This window comes from Streptomyces luteosporeus, from assembly GCF_039532865.1.
Lineage (GTDB): Bacteria > Actinomycetota > Actinomycetes > Streptomycetales > Streptomycetaceae > Streptomyces > Streptomyces luteosporeus.
On the sequence record NZ_BAAASL010000006.1, the window covers coordinates 1 to 21691 of the forward strand.

A 21691-nucleotide genomic window follows, 5' to 3' on the forward strand; every position below is an offset into this window, starting at 1 on the left:
CAGCTCCACATCCGTCCCTTCCTGAGCCTTCGAGGGCACCCCCTCGTTGGCTCGCCCGTCCCGCACTCAACGGATCAACGAGACTGAAGCACGGGCTTCATGAGACAGATCTGAACCGCGGAAAGAAGAAGTGGGTCAGCAGCAGGAGCGGCACGGTGTCGACGTCCAGCTCGCGCAGGCAGCGGTCGACGGCACCGGGCTCGGGGCCGGCGTCGACGACGACGGCCGTGTGCGGGCCGGCGGCCAGGGCGAGCGCGTCCCCTTGGCCCACGTCGCAGGCCACCAGCCGCCAGCCGGGCGGCGGCCAGCCGGTCACGGCCCTCTCCAGCGGTGCGGGGCGCAGGACGGCGAGCAGGAGCAGCAGCGCGCAGGCCGCGCAGGCCCAGGGCCGCCGGAGCAGCCGGGGCGCCAGCAGCACAGCGGCGGCCGTCACCGCGGCCAGCGCGAGAGCACCGGCCGGGCCGCCCGGCCACGGCACCCCGGCGCCCGGCAGCCCCGCCCCGGTCCGGGCCACGGCGGCCGTCCACAGCACCGGCCAGCCGGCCAGGCGGGCGAGCTGCTCGGCGACCGGCATGGCCAGCGGGGCGGTGGCCAGTGCGGCGAAGCCGAGGACGGTGGCCGGGGCGACCGCCGGCTCGGCCAGCAGGTTGCAGGGCACCGCCACCAGGCTCACCCGGGACGCCAGGACGGCCAGCACGGGCGCGCACACGGCCTGGGCCGCGCCCGCCGCCGCGAGGGCCTCGGCGATCCGGGGCGGCACGCCGCGGCGCCGCAGGGCGCCGCTCCAGCGCGGGGCGAGGGTGAGCAGGGCGCCGGTGGCCAGCACGGAGAGCAGGAAGCCGTAGTCGCGGGCGAGCCAGGGGTCGTACAGCACCAGCAGCACGACCGCCGCGGCCAGGGCCGGGAGCAGGCTGCGTCTGCGGCCCGTGGCGAGGGCGAGCAGGGTGATCAGGCCGCAGGCGGCGGCCCGCAGCACGCTCGGGCCCGGGCGGCAGACGAGGACGAAGCCGAGCACGAGCCCGCCGCCCAGCACCGCGGTCAGCCGCAGCGGAAGCCCCAGCCGGCCCGCGAGCCCGCGGCGCTCGGCGCGTGCGGCGAGGTGGGGCGGTCCGGTCAGGAGCACCAGGAGGACGGCGAGGTTGCCCCCGGAGACCGCCAGAAGGTGCGTCAGGTCGGTGGCCCGGAAGGCCTCGTCCAGCTCGGCCGGCACGCGTGAGGTGTCGCCGACGACCAGGCCCGGCAGCAGGGCGCGGGCGTCCGGGGCCAGCCCGTCCGACGCCGTGCGCAGGCCCGCCCTCAGCCGGCCCGCGAACCGCTGGGCGGCGGACGGCCCCACCAGGACCTGCGGCGGCCCGTCGCCCCTGACCCGCAGGACGGCCGCGATGCGGTCGCCCTGCCGGGAGGGCGGCGCGAGCCGGCCCTCGGCGCGCACCCGGGTGGACGGCAGGAGCCCCAGCCACGATTGACGCGCCATCAGCAGCACCGGGGTGCGCACGGCCGTCGCGGCGCCCTGTGCGGTGACCACGCGGGTCGCCTCCGCCTCCAGCACCACGGCGGGCGCGGCCTGCACCGCACCGCGCGCCCGCGGCCGGGTGACCCGGGGGTCCCCGGTGACGGTCGCCTCGACGGTGACCCGCGCGTACTGCCGCGCCAGCTGCGGCAGTGGCCCGCGCCGCGTCTGCGCGCCCGCCAGCCCGCCCACTGCCGCCCCGGCCGAGGCGCACAACAGCGCGGCCGCCACCGCTGCGGCCACCGCCGCTGCGCGCGGCCGCCCTGCCGGCACGCGCCGGGCCCGGGCGCGGACGGCCAGGACGCGGACGGCCAGGGCGAGGCCGCCCGCGGCGACCACGCCGCCCGCGCACATCGCCACGACCACCGGGACGTCCGCCGTCAGGCAGATCGCCGCCGCGCCCCAGGTCGCGAGTGCGGGAACCACCAGGCGCAGGTCGGGCGGCCCCTCGACGGGCCCGGGTGCCCGCGCTTCGAGGTCCGCGGCAGTGCCGGTCACGGCTGGACCAGGGGCTTGAGGTCGGCGAAGCGGCGGGCGCCGATGCCGGTGACGTGCTGGAGGTCGGCGACCGAGCGGAAGCCGCCGTGCTGGTCGCGGTAGTCCACGATGTGCCGGGCCAGGACCGGGCCGACGCCCGGGAGGGCCTCCAGTTGCTCGGCCGTCGCGGAGTTGAGGCTGACGGGCCCCGCGGCGGCACCCGGGGCGGTGCCTGCGGCAGGCCCTCCGGGCGGCGGCACGGCACCCGGGCCGGCACCCACCAGGATCAGCTCGCCGTCGACCAGCACCCGGGCGCGGTTCAGGCCCGAGGTGTCCGTCCCGGGGCGCACTCCCCCGGCGGCCTCCAGCGCGTCCTCCACCCGGGATCCGGCCGGCAGACGGCGCACCCCGGGCTGCCGCACCTTGCCGGCGACGTCGACCACTACGTCCCGCGCGCCGTCCCCGCCCCGTACAGGCGGGGAGGGCGGCCCGGCAGACCTCCCTGCGACCGGCCGGGGCGGTGCCGGCCGGTCCGGCGGGGCGACAGCGGCAGGCGCGCCCTCCCGCTGCGGCGCGTGGACCTCGTGCGGCCGCCCGGACCAGAAGTGGTGCACCGCCAGGCCGACGGCCGCCAGCAGCACGACCGCCAGCGCCGCGAGCGTCCTGGGCTCGATGCCGCACCGCACCTGCAGCCACACCGGCAGCCGGTCGCGCACTGCACCACGCCAGTCCCGGCGCGGCCGCGCCGGGGCGTTCGCGGGCGCGGCGGCGACGCGGTCACGCAGCGAACCCAGCCCGCGGTCCACCGCGGCCGCCGGAGCGGCAACGGAAACGGGCGTGGGGCGCGTTGGCGGCGCAGGCGCCAATACCGTGCGTGAGCGATCGGTCATGACACGGGACAGTAGCCCGGTCGCCGGATCGGCGCCGGACAGCCTCAATTCCGGTGGATAACCGGCCTCTTGAGGAAAATTTCGTCACCCTCACGGGCAACACGACACAACCGTGCTGCCGCCCTACCTCGGTGAGACCACCACACCCAGCAACCCCGGCCCCGTGTGGGCCCCGATCACCGCGCCGACCTCGCTCACGTGCAGCTCCAGCAGCCCCGGCACCCGCTCCCGCAGCCGTTCGGCCAGCTCGGCGGCCCGCTCGGGGGCGGCCAGGTGGTGGACGGCGATGTCGGCGGCCGCGGTGCCCGTGCGCTCGACCACGATCTCCTCCAGCCGGGCGATCGCCTTGGCCGCCGTGCGCACCTTCTCGCGCAGTTCGATGCGGCCGCCGTCCAGCTGCAGCAGCGGCTTGACGGCGAGCGCCGAGCCCAGCAGGGCCTGCGCGGCGCCGATGCGGCCGCCGCGCCGCAGGTAGTCGAGGGTGTCCACGTAGAAGTAGGCGGCCGTGCCCTGCGCCCGCTTCTCCGCCGCCGCGACGATCTCGTCGAGCGAACCGCCCGCCCGGGCCGTCTCGGCCGCGGCCAGGGCGCAGAAGCCGAGCGCCATCGCGACCATGCCGGTGTCCACGACCCTGACCGGCACGGGTGCCTCCCGCGCCGCGAGCACCGCTGCGTCGTACGTGCCCGAGAACTCCGCCGACAGATGCAGGGAGACGATGCCGTCCGCGCCGGCCTCGGCGGCCGCGCGATAGGCCGCGGCGAAGTCCTCCGGGGCGGGCCGCGACGTGGTGACGGGCCGGCGCTTGGCGAGGGCCTGGGCCACGGAACGGGCCGAGACCTCGGTGCCCTCCTCCAGCGCCTCGTCGCCCAGGACGACCGTCAGCGGTACGGCGGTGATGCTGTGCCGCTCCATCGCCTGGCGGGGCAGGTAGGCCGTGGAATCGGTAATGATGGCGACGTGGCGGGACATGCCCCGGAGGTTACCCGCCGGGCCGCTCCCGCGGCAGAGCGGCTTCACCTGCCGGGTCGCCTGCCGGGTCGCCTGCGGCTGGGCTCAGGCCGTGTTCTCCCGGCGGTGGACGGCCTTCTCCCAGGAGTACCCCGGCTTCCACCGGTCCTTGCGGCCTTCGAGCGCGGCCCGCGCCCCGCTCCGGCCCTCCGGGCCCTCGCCGGCCCCGGCCGGTCCGGCGCCCGCGGCGGCCTCCGCAGGGCCAGCGGTCCAGGACGCGCCGTTTGCCCCGGAAGCTCCGGCTCGGCCCGCACCCGAAGCGCTACCGGCCCCACCACCGGAAGCACCGCGAGCCCCAGCGACACCAGTGGCCCTGGAACCCCTACCAGCCCCAGGGACGCCGGCAGCTCCGGAGCCCCCACCAGCCCCAGCCACACCGGCAGCCCCGGAACCCCCTGCACCAGCGCCCCCGGAAGCCCCTGTCACCCCCGAGCCCCCGCCCGCCGGCGGTTCCTCCTCCCAGTGGCGCAGTGCGCCCGCCTCCATGCGGATCTGTTCGCTCAGCGCGTCGAGGTCCTCGGCGCCGAAGCGGCGGGCGCGGTCCTGGGCCGCCCAGCGGAGGGAGTCGGCCGAGTTGGTGATGCGTTCGGTGCGCTCCTTGAGCTCCGGGAGGCAGGCGGTGATGCGGTCCTTGTCGGGCTCGTCCTCCAGCTTGCGCAGGTCTTCGTCGAGCTCGCGCCCGTGGGCGCTCAGTCGCTCGAAGAGGGCGAGGGACTCGGTGAGGGAGGCGTCGTCCCGGGCGCCGGAGCGCAGCACCTCCTGGGTCGCGCGCATGGAGGTGCGCAGGGACAGCCGCAGTTCGGCGACCTCGCCCGCGGGGCCGGGCAGGCCGTAGCGGCGGGCCTTGAGCCGGGTGTCCTCCACCGTGCGCCGCGCCTGGGTGACGGTGCGGTCGACGCCGCGCTTGACCGCCCGTACCGCCCTGATCACGGCGATGACCACGAACGCCACGACGAGCGCACTGATCACGGCGAAGATCGCGGCGGCGGCTTCCATGAACACGCTCCTCGGGTAGGCGGCGGGCGGCGGCCGTACCCTTCCCGCGCCCGTACCTTTCCACCGTAAACGCAAGGGGCAGGCCGGGGGTTCCGGAAGAACCCCCAACCTGCCCGTAGGGAAGAACCCTTAACTCGTCGAACCCGTCACCAACACATCACGCAGGGACGATGTTCACGAGCTTCGGCGCGCGCACGATCACCTTGCGGATGCCGGCGCCGCCCAGCGCGGCCACGACCGCCGGGTCGGCCAGGGCGGTCCGCTCCAGCTCCTCGTCGGAGATCGACGGGGCGACCTCCAGGCGGGCCTTGACCTTGCCCTTGATCTGCACGACGCAGGTGACGGTCTCGGCGACCAGGTAGGCGGGGTCGGCGACCGGGAAGGACTGGTGGACGACCGACTCCTCGTGGCCCAGCCGGCGCCACAGCTCCTCGGCGATGTGCGGGGCCAGCGGGGCGACGAGCAGGACCATCCGCTCGGCCACCGAACGCGGCACCTCGCTCAGCTTGGTGACGAAGTTGTTCAGCTCGGTCACCTTGGCGATGGCGGTGTTGAAGCGCAGGTTCGCCAGGTCCTGGCCGACGCCGTCGATGGCCTTGTGCAGGGCGCGCAGCGTGGCCTGGTCGGGCTCGGCGTCGACGACGGTGACCTCGCCGGTGGTCTCGTCGACCACGTTGCGCCACAGGCGCTGCAGCAGGCGGTACTGGCCGACGACGGCACGGGTGTCCCAGGGACGGGAGACGTCCAGGGGGCCCATCGCCATCTCGTACAGGCGCAGGGTGTCGGCGCCGTACTCGGCGCAGATCTCGTCCGGCGTGACGGCGTTCTTCAGGGACTTGCCCATCTTGCCGAGCAGGCGGGAGACCTTCTCGCCGCGGTAGTGGTACGCGCCGTCGGCCTCCTCGACCTCGGCGGCGGGCACCGCGATGCCGCGGGCGTCGCGGTAGACGTACGCCTGGATCATGCCCTGGTTGAAGAGCTTGTGGAACGGCTCGGCCGAGGAGACGTGGCCCAGGTCGAAGAGGATCTTCGACCAGAAGCGGGCGTACAGCAGGTGCAGCACCGCGTGCTCGGCACCACCGACGTACAGGTCGACGCCGCCGTGCGGCTTGCCCTCGGCCGGGCCCATCCAGTAGCGCTCGGCGTCGGGGTCGACCAGGCGCTCGCTGTTGTGCGGGTCCAGGTAGCGCAGCTCGTACCAGCAGGAACCGGCCCAGTTGGGCATGGTGTTGGTCTCGCGGCGGTACATCTTGGGGCCGTCGCCGAGGTCCAGCTCGACGTTGACCCACTCCTCGTTGCGCGAGAGCGGGGTCTCCGGCCGGGTGTCGGCGTCGTCCGGCTCGAAGGTGCGCGGCGCGTAGTCCTCGACCTCCGGCAGCTCCAGCGGCAGCATCGACTCGGGCAGCGCGTGGGCGACGCCGTCCTCGTCGTAGACGATCGGGAAGGGCTCGCCCCAGTAGCGCTGGCGGCTGAAGAGCCAGTCGCGCAGGCGAAAGTTGACGGTGGCCTCGCCGATGCCGCGCTCGGTCAGCCACTGGGCCATGGCCGTCTTGGCCTCGGGGACGCGCAGGCCGTTCAGACAGACGCCCTCGCCGGCCGAGTTGATGATCTCGGCTTCGTAGGAGTCGAAGGAGTCGACCCACGTCGAGGGGTCGGTGCCGCGGTCGTCCGCGGGCTGCACGACGCAGCGCATCGGCAGGTCGAAGGCGCGGGCGAAGGCGAAGTCGCGGCTGTCGTGGGCGGGGACGGCCATGATGGCGCCGGTGCCGTAGCCCATCAGGACGTAGTCGGCGACGAAGACGGGGATGCGCTCGCCGTTGACCGGGTTGATGGCGTACGCGCCGGTGAAGACGCCGGTCTTCTCCTTGGCGTCGGCCTGCCGCTCGACGTCGGACTTGGCGGCGGCCTCCTTGCGGTAGGCGGCGACGGCCTCGGCCGGGGTGGCGTGCCCGCCGGTCCAGTCCTCGTGGGTGCCCTGCGGCCAGGCGGCGGGGATCACGCCGTGGTCGTCGGTGACGACGAGCGGGTGCTCGGGGGCCAGCACCAGGTAGGTGGCGCCGAAGAGGGTGTCCTGGCGGGTGGTGAAGACGGTGGCCGTGGCGCCGGGGGCGCCGTCGATGGCGAAGTCGACGCGGGCGCCCTCGCTGCGGCCGATCCAGTTGCGCTGCTGCAGCTTGATGGCCTCGGGCCAGTCCAGGGCGTCCAGGTCCTCCAGCAGGCGGTCCGCGTAGGCGGTGATGCGCATGTTCCACTGGCGCAGCTTGGACTTGAAGACGGGGAAGTTGCCGCGCTCGGAGCGGCCGTCGGCGGTGACCTCCTCGTTGGCCAGCACGGTGCCCAGGCCGGGGCACCAGTTGACGGGCGCGTCGGAGGCGTACGCCAGGCGGTACTCGCCCAGGACGTCGGCGCGCTCGACGGCGCTCAGCTCATTCCAGGGGCGCTGGTCGGGGGTGGCGCGCTCCCCGCTCTCGAACTGTGCCACCAGCTCGGCGATGGGCCGGGCCTTCTTCGCCTCCGGGTCGTACCAGGAGTTGAAGATCTGCAGGAAGATCCACTGGGTCCACTTGTAGTACTCCGGGTCGATCGTGGCGAACGACCGGCGCTTGTCGTGGCCCAGGCCCAGCCGCCGCAGCTGCGCCTTCATGTTCTCGATGTTGGCCTCGGTGGACACCCGCGGGTGGGTGCCGGTCTGCACGGCGTACTGCTCGGCGGGCAGGCCGAAGGCGTCGAAGCCGAGGGTGTGCAGGACGTTGTGGCCCGTCATGCGGTGGTAGCGGGCGTAGACGTCGGTGGCGATGTAGCCCAGCGGGTGACCGACGTGCAGGCCGGCGCCCGACGGGTACGGGAACATGTCCATGACGAACTTGTGCGGCCGGGCGGCGATCTCCGCGGCCGCCTCGTCGCCCGCCAGCTCGCCCCCGGGGTTGGGCGCGTGGTACGTGCCGTTCGCGTCCCAGAAGTCCTGCCAGCGTGCCTCGATGTCGGCGGCCAGCGCGGCCGTGTAGCGGTGCGGGGCTGCCACCTCGGCGGCGGTGGGGGTCTCGCTCATCGTCCTCTAAGCTCCATCGATCGTCGTCTTCGCCCTCTGCCTGCGGCTCGCTGGCCGCAAATGAAAAAACCCCTCGCACAGGAGGGGATGCCGCGCCGATGCCGACCCGCGGGGTCGGTACTGATCAGCGCGGCTCGCTAAGCAGAAGGCGTACGGCACGCATGGGCCCAGGTTACCCCAGGGGGCCCGGGGCCCGCACCGAAGGAGAGGGTGCGGTCCCCGGGCCCCGGGGGGCCTCAGCGCCCGCTGCGCGGGATGTACGAGGTCACGTAGTCGTTCGCCGGGGAGCCGACGCCGGTGACGTTGTCGTAGCCGGAGGTCGCCGACAGGGAGGTGTCGCCGCCCAGGCTGCGCAGGGAGGTGACCAGGCCGCCCTTGGCGTCCACGCCGTTGGCGTAGTCGACGCGCACGACGCCCAGGCCCTGGCCGCGGCCCAGCGGGTGGTCGGTGACGTCGTGGTAGGCGGCGGTGCCGTAGCGGTCGTAGATCGCGGGGTTGGCGAAGCCGATGGGCACGCCGTGGCGGGCCTGCTGGGCGAGCGCCTGGACGCCGGCGATCACGGGCGCGGCGAGCGAGGTGCCGCCGATGCGGTACTCGTCGTAGGCCACCTTGCCGTCCGGGAAGGTCTGGGTCTGGCCGACCAGGAAGCCCGTGCTGGAGTCGGCGACGGCCGCGATGTCGGGCTCGACGCGCATCGGCTTGGTGGTGCCGTTGGCCTTGGACAGCGCGTCGGGGACGACACCGCGCTGGTAGAAGGGCTGCTCGAAGACCTTGCTGGTGCCGCCGCCCGCGCCGCCGGTGAAGGCGCCGGGGAAGCCGTCCCAGCTGTGGCCGTCCTTCGACAGCGGGGCCTTGTGGGTGCCCCAGCCGGTCTCCCACAAGTACTTGTCGCCCTTGCCGACGGCGAGCGAGGTGCCGCCGACGGAGGTGACCCAGGGGGAGTTCGCGGGGGTGTCGACCTGCTTCACGCCGTGCTTGACGGTGTTGTCGCCGTCGTCGCCGGAGGAGAAGTAGAAGCCGATGCCCTCGACCGCGCCCTGCTGGAAGATCTGGTCGTAGGCGGCGGCGACGTCCGGGGTCTCGTTGGTCTCGATGTCGCCCCAGGAGTTGGAGACGATGTCGGCGAGCCGGCCGTCGACGATCTTGCGCAGGGAGTCGATCAGGTCGTCGTCCTGGCAGGAGGAGCCGGCCACGTAGACGATGCCGGCGTCCGGGGCCACGGCGTGCACGGCCTCGATGTCGAGGGTCTCCTCGCCGTACCAGCCGGCCGCGTCGCACTCGTCGGGCTTGGTGTGCGTGTAGTCGGCGGGCAGCACCTGGGAGAACTGGCCCTTGCGGTACGCCTTGTCACCGTTGCGCTTGGCGTACTGCTCGATGTCCTTGACGATCGTCGGCGAGGCGAAGGCGTCGGTGATCGCGACGGTCACGCCCTTGCCGGTGAAGTTCTTCGCCCCGTACGCGGCGCGCAGCTGCTTGCCGGTGTAGCCCTTGATCGCGTACGGCGCGTGGGAGCCGTAGGCGGCGGGCAGGTCGCTGTTGACGTTCGAGCCGTAGTAGGTCGAGAAGGGGCCGGCGTTGCGGAAGGCCGCGCTCGGTCCGGGCAGCGTGTCCTGGTGGTGGGCCAGCCGGGGCGCGTTGTTCAGGCCCACGACGGTCAGCACGGCGCCGTGCAGGGAGGCCGGTACGGAGGCCGTCCGCGAGGGCGCGTGGTAGGTCTTGCCGTCCTTGACGTAGTCGTGCAGCTCGGTGCCGAACGCCTTGCGGGCGGCAGCGGCGTCACCGGACACCGTGAGGTAGTGGTCGTTGCTCGCGGTCACCGTGAGGCCGGAGGACTTCAGCCACGCGGTGACCTCGGCTATCTGGGCCCGCGTCGCGCCGAATCGTTCCTTCGCCTGCTGCGCGGTCAAGTACTTGCCGTAGGAGGCGGACTTCGGGTCGGAGACGGCCCGGGCGTAGGCGGCCAGGCCGTCGGCGTCCCGGCCGGCCAGGTAGACCCGGGCCGTGACGGCCTTGGAAGCGGCCGTGGCGCCCTGGTCCGCGCCGGCGGTCGCCCACTGGGGCTTGGTGCCCACCAGCGACTGGCGGTCGTGCGGCGTGGAGTCGGCCTGCGCCTGGGCGGCCGGCCCGGCGAGCGCGAGCGCCCCCGCGACCAGCGGCAGGGCCGCGGCCAGGGACAGTCCGGCCCGTGCCCGTGAGCGGCTTGATCTCATGGAACCCCCTGAGAGTGAACGGTCACGTCACTCTGTCGACGAACCGTTCATCCTTGGGGCATGCGTTCGTCAAGATGAGATCAAGAAACTTACGGTCAACACCCTTGCAATGACGGGAGGTTGACGATCCCGGGTCCAGCGGGCGACGACATCCGCACACGAAGAAGCGGGCCACCCTTCCGGATGACCCGCTTCTTTGCTGTGGAGCTAAGGAGAATTGAACTCCTGACCTCCTGCATGCCATGCAGGCGCTCTACCAACTGAGCTATAGCCCCTTGTTCTGTTTTCCCGCCGCCCGGTTCCCCCGGCGACACCCAGAACATTACACGGTCCTACCCCCCTTTCGCCAAATCGATTCCCCGCCGAGGGGCGGGCGAGCCGATTTGTCCGGTTTGAGGGGGTGTTCGGCCGGCCGTTCAGGCCGTCGCGAAGGAGTAGAAGCGCTTGAGCGTGCAGAGCTCGTCGAGGAGCCGGCCGTAGATCGGCTCGCCCTCGAGCTCCCGGTAGACCTCGATCGGGTCGCCTTTTATGATCAGCGCCCGCGCGCACTCGACGCACCAGTACTGATAGGCGGAGTTGAGCGGCTCCATGTCGCGGACGATCGGCGTCCCGCTGCCGCACCAGTCGCACTTCCGGCTGTGAGCACCCATGGGTCAGCCCGTTCCCTCCCCTTCGGCCCCGTCCGTTCCCGGGCGTCCGATTCTGCCACGGAAGGGTATGGGAGCAGCAAGAATCCCGCCTCCCTGGATCAGGGAGGCGGGATCATCGGGTTGTGGAGCTAAGGAGAATTGAACTCCTGACCTCCTGCATGCCATGCAGGCGCTCTACCAACTGAGCTATAGCCCCGCTGTTCTCGGTTTCCCCCGGGCTTTCCCCGGTGTTCCCCGCGAACAAGAAGAACTTTAGCCTGCGACCTGCCCGGATGTGAAATCGGGCCCCGGGAGCCCCACGAGGGGGCTCCTCAGTCGTCGTCGCCCAGCACCGGCTCCGGCAGCGATCCGGCGTTGTGCTCCAGCAGGCGCCAGCCCCGCGCACCCTCGCCCAGCACGGACCAGCTGCAGTTGCTCAGGCCGCCCAGGGCCTCCCAGGAGCCGGCCTGCAGGCCCAGCAGCCGGCCGATGGTGGTGCGGATCGTGCCGCCGTGGCTGACCACGACCAGGGTGCCGCCGTCCGGCAGCTTCTCGGCGTGGGAGAGCACCACGGGCGCGGCCCGGTCGGCGACCTCGGTCTCCAGCTCGCCCCCGCCGCGCCGCACCGGCTCGCCGCGCTTCCAGGCCGCGTACTGCTCGCCGAAGCGCTCGGCGATCTCCTCGTGCGTCAGGCCCTGCCACTCGCCCGCGTACGTCTCGCGCAGCTCCGGGTGGCCGGAGACCGGCAGTCCGGTGACGGCCGCGAGCTCGGCGGCGGTGTCCCGGGCGCGCCGCAGGTCGGAGGCGACGATGGCGTGCGGCCGCAGGCCGGCCAGGAGCCGGGCGGCCCGGCGCGCCTGTGCCCGGCCGGTGTCGGTCAGGTCGATGTCCGTGGTGCCCTGGAAGCGGCGCTCGACGTTCCAGGACGTCTGCCCGTGCCGCCACAGGACGATGCGGCGCCCCCGGCCGCCCCCCGTGCCGTTCAGCTCAGGTCTCCGTCCACTCCGGCCTCGGCGGACTGCATCCGGGCGTGCTCGTCGGCCTTGCCGCGGGTGGCGACGGCGTCCTCGGGCAGGGCGATCTCCGGGCAGTCCTTCCACAGCCGCTCCAGGGCGTAGAAGACGCGCTCCTCGCTGTGCTGGACGTGCACGACGATGTCGACGTAGTCCAGCAGGACCCAGCGGGCGTCGCGGTCGCCCTCGCGGCGCACCGGCTTGGCGCCGAGGTCCTTCAGCAGCCGCTCCTCGATCTCGTCGACGATGGACTTGACCTGGCGGTCGTTGGGGGCCGAGGCCAGCAGGAAGGCGTCGGTGATCGACAGGACGTCGCTGACGTCGTACGCGATGACATCGTGCGCGAGCTTGTCGGCGGCGGCCTGGGCGGCGGCCCGGATGAGCTCGATGGAGCGGTCGGTGGCGGTCACAAGCCATGCTTTCGGTCAAGAGGGTCAGTACCCCTCCAGGGTCTCACGACCCACGCGCGCCACTCCCGGGCTTTTCCGCCGGATCGAAAGCGTGACTGAAAGCCCGGCCGAAAGCCGCCGGTGGCCTGCGGATCAGCTCTTGTAGTCCTTGCCCAGCACCACCGTGACGTCGGCGTTGGGGGCGCCCTCGCCCTTGCGCACGGCCCGCTCCGGCAGGCCGAGGGTGCGGGCGACCTCCTTGGCCTCGGCAGCCCGGGCGTCGTCGGCGTAGATCACGGCGGAGGCGGCCTCGGCCGCGCCGGCGGTGCCGCCGGAGACGTAGGTGTAGCCGCCATTGACGAGCGCGACCTGGGCCGTGGTGGCGGCGCCGGCCGAGCCGGTGGCATTCTTCACGCTCACCCGGGGCGGCGCGTTCTTGTCGGTGTTCTTCACCGTGCCGCCGAGCACGTCCTTGACCATGCTGTCGGCCGTCTTCTGGGCGAGCGAGCCGTCGGGCTGCACGGGCAGCACGGCGGTGGCGTACGCGCCGGTCTTGGCCTTCTCCGCCAGGTGCGCGAGCGAGGCGCCGAGCTGCTGCGGGCTGAGGGAGGGGTCGGGGATCTGGGCGAGGGACTCCACGGTGGTGGTGGCCGCCTTCGTGTCGCTGGACATCTTCCGCAGGACGGCCTGCATGACCTGCCCGAAGCGGCCGAGCTGCCGGCTCTGGTCCTCGCCGGCGGCGCGGTGGGTGGCGTAGGCGACCGCCGCCCGGCCGGCGAGGGTCTGCCCGCTGCCGCGGGTGACCAGCGGCCGGTCGCCGGCCTTCTCGGCGGGCACGTCGGTGTCGGTGTCGACGGTGATGCCGCCGACGAGCTCGACCAGGTTCTCCAGGTAGGGGGTGTCCAGCCGCCAGCTGCCCTTGATGTCGGCGCCCAGCAGGGTGTTCAGGGCGTCCCGGGTGCCACCGGTGCCCGCTTCCTGCACGGCCTTGCCGAGGGTGGTGGCGCCACCGCCGTCCTTGGCCAGGGCCAGGGAGTTGGGCAGCAGGACGGTCGTGGCCTTCTTGGTGGTCTCGTTGTCGACCAGCAGGGCGGTGGAGCTGTCCCCGCCCCTGGTCTGCCGCAGGTGCACGACGATCACGTCGCGCTTCTGCGCTGCGCCGGCGGCCTTGGGGGCCGGCTTGTCGTCCCCGCCGGAGAGCAGGAACCAGCCGATGCCGGCGCCGAGCGCGAGGACGAGCACCACCGCGAGGGCGACGACGCGGTTGCGGCCCTTGCGCTTGCGCTCGTCGCGGCGCTCGGTGCGGCTCTCGCTGAACTTCAGCCAGTCGATGACGTCCTCGGAGCCGTCGTCCGGCTCCTCGACGAAGGAGAACTGTTCGGTGCGGTAGTCCGGGGCCTCCTCGGCGGCCGGCCGCGGCTCGGGCACCGAGCCGTGCACCGCCGGCGCCTGGGGTGCGGCGGGGGCCTGCGCGGGGTGCGCGTCCTGCGGCGCGGGGCCGCCCTGCCGGGGAATCCACTCCTGCTGCTGGGTCTGCTGGGGCTGCTGGGCGAGGGGCTCGGGGCCCTGGGCGGCGTACGTGTCGTAGGACGGCTGCGGGTGCTGCGGCTGCTGGCCGGCGTACGGGTCGTAGGCGTACGGCTGCTGCTGCAGGGGCTGCCCGTACTGGTCGTACACGCGCTCGGGGGCGTCCGGCCGGTACACCGGTTGGCCGTAGGCGTCATAGCCGTACACCTGCGGCGGCGTCGCCGGGGACGCGTACGGGTCGTACGCGTACGGGTCCTGTCGGTCGTTCACCAGTGCCCCTAGAGCCCAGTCGGCGTTCGTGCGGGTCTCAGCCGTCGTGACGGTACAGCTTGCGCTTGTCGATGTAGCGCACCACACCGTCGGGCACCAGGTACCAGACGGGATCCCCCTGGGCCACGCGGGCGCGGCAGTCGGAGGAGGAGATGGCCAGGGCGGGGACCTCCACGAAGGAGACCCGGTCCTCGGGCAGCCCGGGGTTGGCCAGTATGTGACCGGGCCGGGTGACGCCGATGAAGTGGGCCAGCGGGAAGAGCTCCTCGGTGTTCCGCCAGGTCAGGATCTGGGCCAGCGCGTCGGCGCCGGTGATGAAGAACAGGTCCGAGTTGGGGTTGAGCTCGCGCAGTTCCCGCAGGGTGTCGGTGGTGTAGGTGGGTCCGCCGCGGTCGATGTCGATGCGGCTGACCGAGAACTGCGGATTGGACGCGGTGGCGATCACCGTCATCAGGTAGCGGTCCTCGGCCGCGGAGACCGTGCGGTGGCCCTTCTGCCACGGCTGGCCCGTCGGCACGAAGACGACCTCGTCGAGGTGGAACTGCGCGGCCACCTCGCTCGCGGCGACCAGGTGGCCGTGGTGGATGGGGTCGAACGTCCCGCCCATCACTCCGAGCCGCCGCTTCACGGGCCCTGTCTGCTCTTCCATGCGTGCAGACCCTACTGGGCGCGTTTTCACGCGTTGACGCCAGGGACCGGCGCGATCAGCGGTCGCGGTTGAAGCGCGTGGTGATCCAGAGCAGGAGCAGCAGGATGACGAGGGCGGCGCCACCGGTCACGGCGGGGCTGATGCTCTTGTGGTTGTCCACGTGCTCGCTCTCTGCGGCGAGGGTCAGCAGGGCGCTGTGGGCGTCGATGAGATTCACGTCGGCAGGACCTATCCGGGACGGGGTCGGTTGGAGACTTCTGCCACATCGTATGCGGGGCGCACCCGCGAGCTCACGCCGACTCCGCGCGTCGCCCGCGGGGCCTTGCTACTTGCGGTAGCCGCGCAGCAGGAGCCAGGCGAGCAGGGGAACACCGACGATGCCGACGAGCAGGACGGTGCGCAGCACGGCGCCCGGCCCCTGGTCACCGTGCGAGACGGCGAGGACCTGGGTGAGGGCGGGGTGGGTGGTGATCCCGTGCAGGGCGGGGCTGATGTCGGCCATGCCTCCACCGTAGCCGTGTCGGCGGCAGCGCCTAGGCTGGGGTCCCACAGGTCGGGTACGGGCCGGTCAGGGGCCCTTCCGAGCGGCGACGGCAGGGGGTCGGCGATGAGCGACGGCACGGGTGCGGGCGACGGCTGGCGGGGGCCGGCCGGGCAGCGCAGGCGGTTCCCGGGGATCTCCTCGCGGGCGTACGAGCACCCCGCGGACCGTTCGGCGCTGGTGGCGCTGCGCCGGCTGAGCGGTTTCGACGTGGTCTTCAAGGCGCTGAGCGGGCTGCTGCCGGAGCGCAGCATGCGCCTGCTGTACCTGTCGGATTCGGTGCGGGTGAGCGAGCAGCAGTTCCCCCACCTGCACACCATGCTGCTGGACGCCTGCTACGTCCTGGACCTGGAGAAGGTCCCCCCGATGTACGTCACGCAGGACCCCCGGCCGGGGGCCATGTGCGTGGGGCTGGACGAGCCGGTGATCGTGCTGACCACGGGCCTGGTGGAGCTGCTGGACGAGGAGGAGATGCGCACGGCGGTCGGCCACGAGGTGGGGCACGCGCTGTCCGGCCACGCGGTCTACCGAACGATCCTGCTGTTCCTGACCAGCTTCGCGGTGAAGGTGGCCTGGGTGCCGCTCGGCAACATCGCGGTGAACGCGCTGGTCACCGCGTTGCGCGAGTGGTTCCGCAAGTCGGAGCTGTCCGCGGACCGGGCCGGACTGCTGGTGGGCCAGGATCCGCGGGCGGCGCTGCGCATGCTGATGAAGCTGGCCGGCGGCAACCACCTGCACGAGATGAACGTGGACGCCTTCCTGGCCCAGGCCGAGGAGTACGAGCGCGGCGGTGACGTGCGCGACTCGGTGCTGAAGATCCTCAACGTGCTGCCGCGCAGCCATCCCTTCGCCACCGTGCGGGCGGCCGAGCTCAAGCGCTGGTCGGAGAGCCGCGACCACCAGCGGATCATGGACGGCCACTACCTGCGCCGCTCGGAGGACAAGGACGCCTCCGTCTCCGACTCCTTCCGCGAGTCGGCGAACCACTACGCCGAGTCGGTGCGCTCCAGCAAGGACCCGCTGCTGGGGCTGGTGCGGGACATAGCGGGTGGCGTCGGTGACCTGGGCGGCCGGCTGAAGGACACGTTCGGCGGCGGCCGGGCTGCCCCCGGGAAGGGCCCGGAGGGCCCCGGCGATGCCGGTCCGCCGTCCGACGGCTCGACGACCGCCCCGTAGGGGCGCGGGCGGCCCGCAGACGCTGCATCTGCGGGCCGTCGGTGGCCGATCGCGCAGTTCCCCGCGCCCCTACGGGGCGCGGCATGGTCCGCCGGACAGGCCCTAGTGGCGCGGTGGGGAGGGCTGGGCGGCGGGGTCCAGCGTGCCGCACAGCGCGCCGTCGGTGCTGCCGGTGGCGTACGGATCGGTGCCGGCCGGGCCGTCGCCGGTGGCCTTCTGGCCGGCGAAGAGCGGCCGCAGGAAGACGGCGTCGTCGGCGTTGCAGGACTGCGGCCCGGCCTGCACCGCGCTCTGCAGCACCTGCACATGGTGTTCCTGCAGGTCGTCGCGGTCGAAGCGGAAGCGCATCGTGCGCCGCACGGTGAACAGCGAGGTGGCGTCGGGCTTGCCGCCGGCCGGGCGGACGGCGTAGACGAAGGTGTGGTCCGAGGAGACCTCCAGCGCGGCCGGGGAGACCTCGGTGATGGCGAAGGTGCCCTGGGTGCGGATGGTGCGGTCGGCGAGGGCCACCTGGGAAGGGTCGAAGCGGATCAGCCAGCCGGTCGCCGCGTTGCGCCCGTCGTCGGCGGGGTGCGCGAAGCTGCGGTCGAACTGGTCGAGCTGGGCGGGGGCGAGCAGCAGCCGTACGGTGCGCTGGGCGCCGCCGGTGAGCACGCCCGGGTCGAGCGCTGACTTGACGACGTACTCCTTGGCCGTGGCCAGGGCGGCCATCACCATGGCCTCGGAGAAATTCTGGGTGCGCCGTGCGGCCGGAAGGGTGATCCCCTCGATGCCGTCGCGCAGGCGGGTGGCCGGGCTGTTGTCGAAGAGCTCCTTGGCCGACGGTGCGCCGGGCACGGCGTCGCGGGGCGCCAGGGGCACCAGGACGGTGCGCAGCGGCTCTGCGGCGGGCGGGCCGGGCTCCTTGTAGGGGTGGCGCAGGCCCATGTAGACGGCGGTGCCGAAGGCCAGGGCGATCAGGACGACCAGCAGCAGCACCTGCCGGGAGGCGCTGACGCGTGCCCAGGCGTGCCGGGTGCGGACGGCGGGCGCGTGGTCGTCCATGCGCTCGCGGGCGGAGAACTCCTGGAGCCGGGCAGCACGGATGAACGATTCGTCGAAGACGACGGATCGGTACTCCTCGTCGCCTCCCTGGGGGCCCTCGGGCGTGCCCTCAGGTGGGTCTCCAGGCCCGTTCATATCTCAAGAGTAGGTCTGGGGAGCCGCTGGTAAACGCGCTGCTGCGCGACAACTTCCGGGGAAATTTCAAGCGGCCGGGCGAGGGACACCAGCCCTGGCCACGGCTCCTGCGGTCGGTCACCGGCGAGCAGATGGTCACCATGGAGTGACCATAAGTGATCATCTGTGGGCAGGCTCAGCGGTACGGGGGCACCGCAGAGGCGACCGGCGGCTCGGAGTCGGCGGAGACCGAGGGCAGCGGCCCCTGCCGCTCCCCCACGGCGGCGTCCGCGCCCACACCGGTGGTGGCGGGCGGCGGGGCCGGGCCCTGCCGACCGCCGGAGGAGGTGCCGCGGTAGACCGCGGCGAAGGCGAGGGCCACCACGCCTATGCCCATGACCACCGCCAGCACCCAGGCCACCGGCCGGTGCCAGCGGGCGTGCCCGCGGTAGGGCCCGCGGGTCAGGCCGTAGCGCCCGTAGGGGCCGTAGGCGTCGTCCGGGTCGAGGTCGTGGGCCAGGGGCAGCTCCCCGGGTCGCACGGCGCGCAGCCCGCCCGGCAGGGCGCCGTCCAGGCCGGGCGGCGCCTCGTCGTACGGATCGTCGTCGGCGGGGCCGCCGCCGGCCCGCGCCCGGTCGGCCGCGAGCATCCGCTCGGCCGCCGAGGGTTCGTGGATCGCGGCGGCCCGCACGAAGTCCTCGTCGAAGACCACGGAGGCGAACGGGTCGTCCGCGCCTCCGTGGCGGTGGCTCTCGGGCTCCTCGCCGTCCGGGAACGGCTTGCCCCCCACGTCGTCCGGCACCCGTCCAGCGTAGACCCGCACCGGCCAAAGCGCGCGTCCGGTACGGGAATTCGGCTGCCGCTACCGCACGTGACCGTCGCCGGTGACGATGTACTTGGTGGAGGTCAGCTCCGGCAGGCCCATCGGCCCGCGCGCGTGCAGCTTCTGCGTGGAGATGCCGATCTCCGCCCCAAAGCCGAACTGGCCTCCGTCGGTGAACCGCGTCGAGGCGTTGACCGCGACCGTCGTGGAGTCCACCAGCTGGGTGAAGCGGCGGGCAGCGGCCTGCGAGGTGGTGACGATGGCCTCGGTGTGCCCGGAGGTCCACAGCCGGATGTGGCGCACGGCCGCGTCCAGGTCGTCCACCACGGCGGCGGCGATGTCGTAGGAGAGGTACTCCGCCTCCCAGTCGTCGGTCGTCGCGGGCACCACGGTGGCCCCGGTGCCGGCCTCGGCGGCCAGCTCCAGCACCCGCTCGTCGCCGTGCACGGTCACGCCCGCCTCGGCGAGCGCGGCCAGCGCGAGCGGCAGGAAGCGCTCGGCGATGTCCCGGTGGACCAGCAGCGTCTCGGCGGCGTTGCACACGCTCACCCGGCTCGCCTTGGAGTTGACCAGGATCTTCACGGCCATGTCGAGGTCGGCCTCGGCGTCGACGTACACGTGGCAGTTGCCCGTGCCGGTCTCGATCACGGGGACAGTGGACTCCTGCACGACGGTGCGGATCAGGGAGGCGCCGCCGCGCGGGATGAGTACGTCGACCATGCCGCGGGCACGCATCAACTCGCGTACGGAATCCCGGCTTTCGCCCGGCACCAGCTGGACGGCATCGGCCGGCAGGCCGGCCCCGCCCACCGCGTCGCGGATGACGCGCACGAGCGCGGTGTTGGAGGCGTACGCCGACGAGGAGCCCCGCAGCAGGACGGCGTTGCCCGACTTCAGGCAGAGCGCCGCGGCGTCCACGGTGACGTTGGGCCGGGCCTCGTAGATGATGCCGACCACGCCCAGCGGCACCCGCACCTGACGCAGGTCGAGCCCGTTGGGGAGGGTGGAGCCGCGCACGACCTCGCCCACCGGGTCGGGCAGGGCGGCCACGTCGCGCACGTCACGGGCGATGGCCCGCACCCGCTCGGGGGTCAGGGTCAGCCGGTCCACGACCGACTCGGCGGTGCCGGCCTCGCGGGCCTTGGCCACGTCCTCGGCGTTGGCCTCGAGGATCTCGCGGGTGCGCACCTCCAGGGCGTCGGCGACGGCCAGCAGCGCCTCGTCCTTCGCCGCACGCGGCAGTGGCGCCAGGTCGGCGGCCGCGGCGCGGGCGCGGTAGGCGGCACGCAGCACCGGGGACTGCGGCATGGGGTCGGCGAGGGGGGAGGGGAAAACGCTGCTCATGGCCGCAGCCTAACCCCGGGCCCGCCCCGACCGGCCGTCGTTCCACACTGCGGGACGGCCCCGCACCCCCTGCCGGGACCGCAGCGCCCGCACTGACCTGCGACTTCCCGGAAGAGGTGCCAGCAGGGGGTCAGAAGGGGTGCACTCCGACCGGGGTGGCGGGCGGCGGACCGTAGCCCTCGGCGACCCGCTGGTGGTACGTCTCCCGGTCGACGACCTCCAGCCCGACGATCTCCCACGGCGGCAGCCGGGCGGTCGAGCGGTGCTCCCCCCACAGCCGCAGCGCGACGGCGGCGGCGTCGTGCAGGTCGCGCGCCTCCTCCCAGTAGCGGATCTCCGCATGGTCGTTGGCGTAGCGGCTGGTCAGCAGGAAGGGGTGGTCGTGGGCGAGCTGCTCCAGCGCCCGGCGCACCTCCCCCAGGGGGGCCTCGGCGCCCGCGACGCTGAGGGTGACGTGCCACAGCCGTGCCGCCTCGCGGGTCTGCGGCACCTCGCCCCCGGCCCGCGCGGCCGTGCCGCCGGCGGTCGTGCCGACGCTGGTCAGTGCCCGCCCAGCCGTCCCTCGGGGCAGCGCTCCCGGGCGCCCTCGTCTCACCGGCGGCCTCCTGTTGCTCGCTGCTCCGCAACGGCGGCGGAGCCCTGGTGCACGGGGACGCGCGTCCACGGCGGCCCCGTACATCAAAGTGGACCAGCCGACGGGCGGCCGCGGGGCGGTTTTACGGAAAGGCTCCGCGTGAAGCGGGCACGGCCCTGCGCCCTACGGCAGCACGACCAGGTCGTCGCGGTGGACGACCTCGCGCTCGTAGCCCGGGCCCAGCTCGCGGGCCAGGTCGCGGGTGGAGCGGCCCAGCAGCCGGGGGATCTCCCCGGCGTCGTAGGTGACCAGGCCGCGGGCCACCGCCCGGCCCTCGGTGTCGCGCAGCTCCACCGGGTCGCCCGCGCTGAACTCGCCCTCGACCGAGGCGATTCCGGCGGGCAGCAGCGACCCGGTGCCCTCCACCACCGCGCGTACCGCCCCCTCGTCCAGGGTCAGCGCGCCGCGCGGCGTCGAGGCGTGGGCGAGCCAGAGCAGGCGGTCGGCGGACCGCCGCCCGGTGCGGTGGAAGTACGTACCCGTGGCGTGGCCGCGCAGCGCGTCGGCCGCCTGGCTGGCGGAGGTGAGCACCACCGGGATGCCGGCCGCGGCGGCGATCCGGGCCGCCTCCACCTTGGTGACCATGCCGCCGGTGCCCACCCCGGCCTTGCCGGCGCTGCCCAGCGAGACGCCCTGCAGGTCCTGCTCGCCGCGCACCTCGGCGATGCGGGAGCTGCCGGGGAGGCTGGGGTCGCCGTCGTAGAGGCCGTCGACGTCGGAGAGCAGCACGAGCAGGTCGGCGCGGACGAGGTGGGCGACGAGGGCCGCGAGGCGGTCGTTGTCGCCGAAGCGGATCTCGTCGGTGGCGACGGTGTCGTTCTCGTTGACGACGGGGACGGCGCCCATGGCCAGCAGCTGGTCCAGCGTGCGGCGGGCGTTGCGGTAGTGCACGCGGCGGCTGGTGTCGTCGCTCGTCAGCAGGACCTGGCCCACGCGCCGGCCGTAGCGGGCGAAGGAGGCGGTGTAGCGGGCGACGAGCAGGCCCTGGCCCACGCTCGCCGCCGCCTGCTGGCGGGCCAGGTCGCGCGGGCGGCGGTCCAGGCCCAGCGGGGCCAGTCCGGCGGCGATGGCGCCGGAGGAGACCAGCACGATCTCCTTGTCCCGCGCCCCCGCGCCGCCGAGGGTCTTGGCCAGGACGTCGACGAGGGCGTCAACCCGGTCGGCGTCCAGCCCCCCGCCCGAGGTGGTGAGAGAGGAGGACCCCACCTTGACCACGATCCGGCGGGCCTCGACGACCTCGCGCCGGGCCTCCTGCGTCGTCCCTTCCCCAGTCAACGTACGTACACCTCTGTCATCGCTGCCGTGGCCGCCGCCGGCCCTGTCGGAACGGCAAATCTACCCCGTACCCATTTGCCGCCGTTCGCCTCCGAAATCCGGCCGGTGCTGGTGTGGAAGATT

The 21691-nt window shown here is 73.4% G+C and carries 18 protein-coding genes, 2 tRNA genes and 1 pseudogene; 1 reads left to right on the top strand and 20 read right to left on the bottom strand.

Annotation, left to right across the window (positions count from 1 at the left end; genetic code table 11):
- Nucleotides 1-127: 127 nt before the first annotated feature.
- The 15 genes and pseudogenes from ABD361_RS08735 to ABD361_RS08805 all read right to left on the bottom strand — a co-directional run.
- A pseudogene (locus tag ABD361_RS08735) lies at nt 128-2008 on the bottom strand (ComEC/Rec2 family competence protein); the annotation flags it as partial.
- Nucleotides 2005-2877 carry a ComEA family DNA-binding protein gene (locus ABD361_RS08740; protein WP_344434289.1) on the bottom strand — a complete coding sequence of 291 codons (873 nt, stop codon included), beginning with the start codon at nt 2875-2877 and terminating at the stop codon, nt 2005-2007. The pseudogene ABD361_RS08735 and the gene ABD361_RS08740, both read right to left, overlap by 4 nt.
- 123 nt (nt 2878-3000) lie before the next feature.
- The gene (locus ABD361_RS08745) at nt 3001-3846 is read right to left on the bottom strand and encodes a DegV family protein (protein ID WP_344434290.1); all 846 of its coding nucleotides are present in this window, start codon (nt 3844-3846) and stop codon (nt 3001-3003) included.
- An 84-nt stretch (nt 3847-3930) separates the two neighbouring features.
- A complete protein-coding gene (locus ABD361_RS08750) occupies nt 3931-4881 on the bottom strand; it encodes a hypothetical protein (RefSeq protein ID WP_344434291.1) in 951 nt (316 codons plus the stop codon).
- Nucleotides 4882-5038: 157 nt separating this feature from the next.
- Entirely contained in the window at nt 5039-7930 is a 2892-nt protein-coding gene (leuS, locus tag ABD361_RS08755) for a leucine--tRNA ligase (protein ID WP_344434293.1), read from the bottom strand.
- Nucleotides 7931-8166: 236 nt separating this feature from the next.
- Nucleotides 8167-10140 carry a S53 family peptidase gene (locus ABD361_RS08760; RefSeq protein WP_344434294.1) on the bottom strand — a complete coding sequence of 658 codons (1974 nt, stop codon included), beginning with the start codon at nt 10138-10140 and terminating at the stop codon, nt 8167-8169.
- Nucleotides 10141-10342: 202 nt separating this feature from the next.
- A tRNA-Ala gene (locus ABD361_RS08765) sits at nt 10343-10415 on the bottom strand.
- Nucleotides 10416-10556: 141 nt separating this feature from the next.
- A complete protein-coding gene (locus ABD361_RS08770) occupies nt 10557-10790 on the bottom strand; it encodes a hypothetical protein (RefSeq protein ID WP_344434295.1) in 234 nt (77 codons plus the stop codon).
- 123 nt (nt 10791-10913) lie between these two features.
- Nucleotides 10914-10986: transfer RNA gene (locus ABD361_RS08775), tRNA-Ala, on the bottom strand.
- 115 nt (nt 10987-11101) lie between these two features.
- Entirely contained in the window at nt 11102-11755 is a 654-nt protein-coding gene (locus ABD361_RS08780) for a histidine phosphatase family protein (protein ID WP_344434591.1), read from the bottom strand.
- On the bottom strand, nt 11752-12192 hold the full coding sequence (gene rsfS, locus ABD361_RS08785; protein WP_344434296.1) for a ribosome silencing factor: 441 nt from the start codon (nt 12190-12192) through the stop codon (nt 11752-11754). Before rsfS ends, ABD361_RS08780 begins: the two co-directional genes overlap by 4 nt.
- 132 nt (nt 12193-12324) lie before the next feature.
- On the bottom strand, nt 12325-13968 hold the full coding sequence (locus ABD361_RS08790; protein WP_344434297.1) for a LytR C-terminal domain-containing protein: 1644 nt from the start codon (nt 13966-13968) through the stop codon (nt 12325-12327).
- Between the two features lie 37 nt (nt 13969-14005).
- A complete protein-coding gene (gene nadD, locus ABD361_RS08795; protein ID WP_344434298.1) occupies nt 14006-14617 on the bottom strand; it encodes a nicotinate-nucleotide adenylyltransferase in 612 nt (203 codons plus the stop codon).
- A gap of 55 nt (nt 14618-14672) precedes the next feature.
- On the bottom strand, nt 14673-14834 hold the full coding sequence (locus tag ABD361_RS08800) for a hypothetical protein (protein ID WP_344434616.1): 162 nt from the start codon (nt 14832-14834) through the stop codon (nt 14673-14675).
- A gap of 108 nt (nt 14835-14942) precedes the next feature.
- Complete coding sequence (locus ABD361_RS08805; protein ID WP_344434299.1) at nt 14943-15119, bottom strand: hypothetical protein; 177 nt, start codon at nt 15117-15119, stop codon at nt 14943-14945.
- A 105-nt stretch (nt 15120-15224) separates the two neighbouring features.
- On the opposite strand from ABD361_RS08805, the gene ABD361_RS08810 reads away from it, so the two are divergent.
- Nucleotides 15225-16334: a M48 family metallopeptidase gene (locus ABD361_RS08810; protein ID WP_344434300.1), complete on the top strand. Its 1110-nt coding sequence runs from the start codon at nt 15225-15227 to the stop codon at nt 16332-16334.
- 102 nt (nt 16335-16436) lie between these two features.
- Here ABD361_RS08810 and ABD361_RS08815 read toward each other — a convergent pair whose 3' ends face one another.
- The 5 genes from ABD361_RS08815 to proB all read right to left on the bottom strand — a co-directional run bounded on the left by ABD361_RS08815 (nt 16437) and on the right by proB (nt 21568).
- Nucleotides 16437-17513, bottom strand: coding sequence for an SCO2583 family membrane protein (locus ABD361_RS08815; RefSeq protein ID WP_344434301.1), 1077 nt, complete (start codon nt 17511-17513; stop codon nt 16437-16439).
- 175 nt (nt 17514-17688) lie between these two features.
- On the bottom strand, nt 17689-18294 hold the full coding sequence (locus ABD361_RS08820; protein WP_344434302.1) for an SCO2584 family spore wall biosynthesis protein: 606 nt from the start codon (nt 18292-18294) through the stop codon (nt 17689-17691).
- A 60-nt stretch (nt 18295-18354) separates the two neighbouring features.
- Complete coding sequence (locus ABD361_RS08825) at nt 18355-19659, bottom strand: glutamate-5-semialdehyde dehydrogenase (protein WP_344434303.1); 1305 nt, start codon at nt 19657-19659, stop codon at nt 18355-18357.
- A 130-nt stretch (nt 19660-19789) separates the two neighbouring features.
- Nucleotides 19790-20254, bottom strand: a complete 465-nt coding sequence (locus ABD361_RS08830) for a hypothetical protein (protein WP_344434304.1) — start codon at nt 20252-20254, stop codon at nt 19790-19792.
- A 162-nt stretch (nt 20255-20416) separates the two neighbouring features.
- Nucleotides 20417-21568 (bottom strand): glutamate 5-kinase, encoded by a 1152-nt coding sequence (gene proB, locus ABD361_RS08835; protein ID WP_344434305.1) that lies wholly within the window; start codon nt 21566-21568, stop codon nt 20417-20419.
- Between the last annotated feature and the right edge of the window lie 123 nt (nt 21569-21691).

Bases quoted from the DNA above. Each gene is read 5' to 3' on its own strand.
- ABD361_RS08740 (WP_344434289.1), bottom strand. From the start codon at position 2,877: ATGACCGATCGCTCACGCACGGTATTGGCGCCTGCGCCGCCAACGCGC.
- ABD361_RS08750 (WP_344434291.1), bottom strand. From the start codon at position 4,881: ATGGAAGCCGCCGCCGCGATCTTCGCCGTGATCAGTGCGCTCGTCGTG.
- leuS (WP_344434293.1), bottom strand. From the start codon at position 7,930: ATGAGCGAGACCCCCACCGCCGCCGAGGTGGCAGCCCCGCACCGCTAC.
- ABD361_RS08770 (WP_344434295.1), bottom strand. From the start codon at position 10,790: ATGGGTGCTCACAGCCGGAAGTGCGACTGGTGCGGCAGCGGGACGCCG.
- nadD (WP_344434298.1), bottom strand. From the start codon at position 14,617: ATGGAAGAGCAGACAGGGCCCGTGAAGCGGCGGCTCGGAGTGATGGGC.
- ABD361_RS08810 (WP_344434300.1), top strand. From the start codon at position 15,225: ATGAGCGACGGCACGGGTGCGGGCGACGGCTGGCGGGGGCCGGCCGGG.
- ABD361_RS08825 (WP_344434303.1), bottom strand. From the start codon at position 19,659: ATGAGCAGCGTTTTCCCCTCCCCCCTCGCCGACCCCATGCCGCAGTCC.
- ABD361_RS08760 (WP_344434294.1), bottom strand. From the start codon at position 10,140: ATGAGATCAAGCCGCTCACGGGCACGGGCCGGACTGTCCCTGGCCGCG.
- ABD361_RS08815 (WP_344434301.1), bottom strand. From the start codon at position 17,513: ATGAACGGGCCTGGAGACCCACCTGAGGGCACGCCCGAGGGCCCCCAG.
- ABD361_RS08745 (WP_344434290.1), bottom strand. From the start codon at position 3,846: ATGTCCCGCCACGTCGCCATCATTACCGATTCCACGGCCTACCTGCCC.
- ABD361_RS08805 (WP_344434299.1), bottom strand. From the start codon at position 15,119: ATGGCCGACATCAGCCCCGCCCTGCACGGGATCACCACCCACCCCGCC.